We start from the raw sequence: 4977 nt of genomic DNA, 5'->3' as shown, positions 1-4977 counted from the left end.
GTCGCGGAAGACCGCCGTGCCGGGGGCGACGCCCAGCGCCTCGCACGCGCCCGGCCGTACCGCGACGACGATGTCGGCGAGCGCGTCTCCTACGGCGACCAGGCGCGGGCGGTCCATCAGAAGTGCTCCGCCAGCTCGGAGAAGCGGTCGAGCCGGAGCAGGTGGTCGGGGGCCTCCGGCACGGTCTGCCGCTCCAGCACCCAGGTGTCGGGGTGCGGTACGTACACGGCGCGGAGCCCCGCCGCGAGGGCGGGCACGATGTCCGACTTCGGGGAGTTGCCGATCATCCAGGTGCGGTCGGCGTCGGCCTTGGCCTGCTCCACCACCGTGGTGTACGTGTCGACGGTCTTCTCCGGGACCACGACGACGTCCTCGAAGAGCGGGGCCAGCCCGGACCGTTCCACCTTGGTGGTCTGCTCGTCGAACTCCCCCTTGGTCAGCAGGATCAGCCGGTGGCGGCGCTGGAGGTGCGAGAGGGTCTCCCGCACTCCGGGGATCAGCACGGGCACCTGGTCGAGGATGCGGTCGCCGAGCTCGGAGATGGCCTGGGCGTGGTCGACGGACGCCACTTGCGCGTGCACGCGCTCATAGCATTCGTGCAGGCTCCGGACGAAACTCTTGGCGCCGTAACCGTGCACCTTGCAGTTCGCCGTCTCGATCTCGTCGAGCATGCCGCGCAGTTCGGCACGGGTCGTCCGGTCGTGGAACACGAGGTCGATGAACTCCTCGATGGCACGCTCGAAATAGATGTTGTTCTCCCACAGCGTGTCGTCCCCATCGACGAGCAGACACTGGTTGACGATCAAGCTGAGCCCCCAACGGGTGATGACACGGAACTCGGGTGAAAAGGCCGCCTGCCGCGTCGCACGAGGACGTCCGGCATTCGATGTCGCTGTTCGGCCTGGTGGGAAAATTATGCCTCACACGAGCTTCGGGATCACCTCGTTCGTCAGGAGCAGGAATGAGCTGTGACTGAGCGGGGCGCAGAGCAGGTAGTGCAGCCCTATCTGTTCTTGCAGGGCCTGAATCCGCTCGGCGACCCGGGCCGGGCTGCCGTGAATGATGACGTCGTCCACATACCGGTCCACCGCGCCGCGGCGCGCCCCTTCGTCCGGCGGCGGCGCGCCCGGCCGCAGCCGCTTCGAATATTTGCGCCGGGAGGGATCGCTCATCGATCCCACGGTCCACTGCGCGCCGCGCACCGCGATCTCGCGCGCCTCCTCGTCCGTGGGCGCCACGGCGATCAACCGCGCCATGGGGGTTATCCGCCCCTCCACGGAATGCCCGGCATCCGCCAATCCCGCGCGGTAGGCGGCGTATTTGACGCCGATGTCCGCGTGGGTGGAGTGCGGGTCCATGAGGATGGAGTGGCCGGCCGCCGCGGACCAGGCGATGGCGTCGGGCGACGAGGACGCCAGCCAGACCGGGGGGTGCGGCCGCTGAAGAGGCTTGGGCAGGACTTCCACGTCCTCGAACGTATGGAACTCGCCGCGATAGGTGAGGCGTTCGTCCTGCCAGGCCCGCAGCACGATGTCCACGTTCTCGCGGAACTTCGCGTAACTGCTGTCGAGGTCCAGCCCGAACACCTTGAATTCGCCGGGGTCGTTGCCGCGCCCCGCGCCCCAGTTGACCCGGCCGCCGGAGATGACGTCGAGCAGCGCGATCTCCTCGGCGAGACGCAGCGGATGGTACATCGGCGCCAGGGAGACGGCGGTGCCGATCCGCAGCCGCTCGGTGCGGGCCGCCACGAGAGTCCCCATGACGCTCACCGACGGCGAGACGGAGTAGGTCGTGAAATGGTGCTCGGCCAGCCATACGGCCTCGTACGCCCCGGACCGCTCCATGATGTCGATGCGGTTCAGCGCCCGTTCGTACACGGTGGACAGGGAGTGTTTCCGGCCCGGCCAGGAGAAGAACTGGAGCACGCCGAATTGCAGCCGCTCCCGCGCGGGCGCGGCAAGGCCAGTCGTCAGATTCATGGCAGTCATCCGAGTTTCGAGGAGCGCTGATAGGACACCTTGGGATCCGTGAGCACATTCACGAGATAGGGGACGCCCGCCGCGAACGCGCGGCGCAGCGCGGGGGCGATGTCCGCCGGGTGTTCGACCGTCTCCCCCGCGCCGCCGAGCGCCTGGACAAGCCGGTCGTAGCGGCACCCCGGCAGCAGATCGGCGGCGACGTCGCTGCCGTAGAGCTCGCGCATGGGGTGTTTCTCCAGTCCCCAGACGCCGTTGTTCCCGACGATCATGGCGACGGGCAGCCGATGGCGTACGAGAGTGTCGACGTCGCTCGCGGAGAAGCCGAACGCGCCGTCGCCGAGAAGCAGCGCGACCTGGCGGCCGGGGTGGCACAGCCGGGCCGCGGCGGCGTAGCCGACGCCATTGCCCAGGCAGCCGTACGGGCCGGGGTCGAGCCAGTGGCCGGGGCGGTGGGAGTCCAGGAACTTGCCCGCGTACGACACGAAGTCGCCGCCGTCGCCGACGACGACCGCGTCCCGGTCGAGCTGCGCGCGCACCTCGCCGATCACTCGCGCGGGGTGGATGGGGGCGCTGTCGGAGCGCAGTTGGGCTTCCTCGGCGCGGCGCAGGGCCCGCTCCCGCTCGCGCAGCCGCTCGATCCACTCCTCATGGCCGCGGCGTTCGCCGCGCCAGGCCGCCATGGCGTCGAGGATCGCGGCGAGGTCCCCGGCCGGCGCCGCCGCCGTCGGCACGTGGGCCGCCCGCTGCGCGGGGTCGTCGACGATGTGCACGACCTGGGCGTCCTTGAACCGCCCGAAGGACAGGCGGAAGTCGAGCGGCGTGCCGACGACGGCGACGACGTCGGCCTCTGTGAGGGCGCGCCGGGTACGGGCGAAGGCCAGTTCGTGGTCGGCGGGGAGGCAGCCGCGCCCCTGCCCGTTCATGAACACCGGTACGCGCAGTTCCTCGGCGCAGCGGCGCAGCGCGTCCCAGGCGCCGCCCCACCAGACGTCGCCGCCCGCGACGAGGGCGGGCCGCTCGGCTCCGGCGAGCAGGGCGGCGGCCTTGCCGACCTCGTCGGGGTCCAGTGGACTCGCTTTTTCACTGGGCGCGTTGGTGATGGTCGCGGCGGCCCGGCGGTGGAGCACGTCGATGGGGAAGTCCAGGAAGACGGGCCCGCGGTGGGGGCTCGTCGCCAGGGCGAGCGCGTCGCGCACCTCGTCGGCGATGCGGCCGGTCGCCGTGACCGTACGGGCGGCCTTGGTGACCGGCGCGACCATGGGGACGTGGTCCAGCTCCTGGAGGGAGCCGGAGCCCCAGCGGCGCTGGGAGGCCCTGCCGCCGAGGACGACGAGCGGGGAGCCGTTGAACCAGGCGCCCGCCATGGCGCTGATGCCGTTCGTGATGCCGGGTCCGGCGGTGAGCAGAGCGACGCCGGGGGCGCGGGTGAGCTTGGCGTACGCCTCCGCGGCGAAGACGGCGGTCTGTTCGTGGCGGACGTCGACGATGCGCAGACCGGCTTGGTGCGCCGCGTGCAGGAGGGAGAAGATGTGGCCGCCGGAGAGCGTGAAGACGGTGTCCACGCCTGCGTTCCGCAGGGCGGCGACGGCCAGTTCGCCGCCTTCTCCGTCGACGGCGGCGCCGGTGTCGATGTCGGTGTCGGTGTTCACGGGTATTCCCCGGCCGTGAGAGGGGCGCCGGCCGCCGTCACTGTGCTGTACGAACTCGGGTGGTTCACGCTGCCCCCGGTGCCGCCGATGCCATTACGTCCGTACCGGCCGCGGCATTGCGGCCGTCTTCGTCGCGCGGTGGTGCGGCTGCCTGTAGGGATCAGGCGCCCGTGTCGTCGTCCGGTTTCTTTTCCTGTACGCCGACTTCCTGTATGTCGCCTTCCTGTATGTCGTCTTTCTGTGTATCGGCTTTCTGTGTGCCGACCCGCAGTTGGTGGAAGGGCGCGTCCCGGTCCGCTTCGGGTTCGCGGGGCAGTCCGAGGAGACGTTCGCCGATCAGATTGCGCTGGATTTCATCGGTGCCGCCCGCGATGGACAGCGACGGCACGGAGAGCGCCATCTGCTGGAAGGCGCCGCCGGCGGTGGTTTCGCCGCCCGTCACCATTCCCTCGGCGCCCAGGAGCGAGAGGCTGATGTCGCGTGCCTCGCGGCCGAGCGTGGAACTGACGACTTTTCCCAACGACGCCTCGGGCCCGGGTTTGCGGCCCTTCCGGCGGGCGGCGCGCGCTTCCTGCATGCGCATGCGGTTGGTCTCCGCCACCGCGTGCATGGCCGCGATCCGCTGCCGTACGAGCGGGTCCCGGTCCTTTCCTGTCTCCTGGGCGAGGCGGGTCATCGCGGCGGGCGTGCGGACTCCGGGGACGACGGGCCGCTCGCGCTCGGCGCGGCGGCTCTCCTCGATCAGGTCGCTGATCCGGCGGTCGAGCATGCCGCCCCGGCGGCCGGGCGAGGCGATGCGGGCGGGCCGGAGCACTCCGCCGCCGCCGACCTCCACGCGCTCGTACATGAGGGACGCCTGGGCCACCGGCCAGCCCTGGCCGAGGGCGCCGATGAGGTTCTCGGCGGGGACGACGACGTCGGTGAGGAAGACCTCGTTGAAGGTGGCGCGGCCGTTCATCTGCCGGATGGGGCGGACCTCGACGCCGTCCTGGTCGAGGTCGACGACGAAGTAGCTGATGCCTTTGCGCTTCGGCACGGAGGAATCGGTCCGGGCGAGGACCAGGCCGCGCTCGGCGGCCTCGGCTTCCCGGGACCAGAGCTTCTGGCCGTTGAGCAGCCACCGGTCGCCGTCCCGTTCTGCGCGTAGCTGGAGGGCGGCGAGGTCGGAGCCGGCGCCGGGCTCGCTGAACAGCTGGCACCAGGATTCCGCTCCGGCGGCCAGCGCGGGCACCCAGCGGTGTCGTTGTTCCTCGGTGCCGAATTCGAGGAGGATCGGGCCGCCGATCATCTGGCCGACGCCGCCGGGCGGTCCGAGCGCCCCGGCCCGGCCGATTTCCTCGGTTATGATC

Annotated in this window: 4 protein-coding genes; all 4 read right to left on the bottom strand. The window is 70.9% G+C overall.

Annotation, left to right across the window (positions count from 1 at the left end):
* Positions 1-116 precede the first annotated feature (116 nt).
* Positions 117-806, bottom strand: coding sequence for an HAD family hydrolase (locus tag ACFU99_RS32685; RefSeq protein ID WP_384398930.1), 690 nt, complete (start codon positions 804-806; stop codon positions 117-119).
* 114 nt (positions 807-920) lie between these two features.
* Positions 921-1979 carry an LLM class flavin-dependent oxidoreductase gene (locus ACFU99_RS32680; RefSeq protein ID WP_384398928.1) on the bottom strand — a complete coding sequence of 353 codons (1059 nt, stop codon included), beginning with the start codon at positions 1977-1979 and terminating at the stop codon, positions 921-923.
* Positions 1980-1984: 5 nt separating this feature from the next.
* Positions 1985-3628, bottom strand: a complete 1644-nt coding sequence (locus tag ACFU99_RS32675; RefSeq protein ID WP_384398926.1) for an acetolactate synthase — start codon at positions 3626-3628, stop codon at positions 1985-1987.
* A 160-nt stretch (positions 3629-3788) separates the two neighbouring features.
* Positions 3789-4977: acyl-CoA dehydrogenase family protein (locus tag ACFU99_RS32670; RefSeq protein ID WP_384398924.1), on the bottom strand; the 1189-nt coding region annotated here is incomplete at its 5' end.

Origin of the sequence: Streptomyces sp. NPDC057654 (genome assembly GCF_042800135.1) — a bacterium.
Lineage (GTDB): Bacteria > Actinomycetota > Actinomycetes > Streptomycetales > Streptomycetaceae > Streptomyces.
This window is presented reverse-complemented; position numbering and strand designations above follow the sequence as displayed.

What these genes read in the sequence shown, in the direction of transcription:
- ACFU99_RS32680 (WP_384398928.1), bottom strand. Translation starts at nt 1,979, where the DNA reads ATGAATCTGACGACTGGCCTTGCCGCGCCCGCGCGGGAGCGGCTGCAA.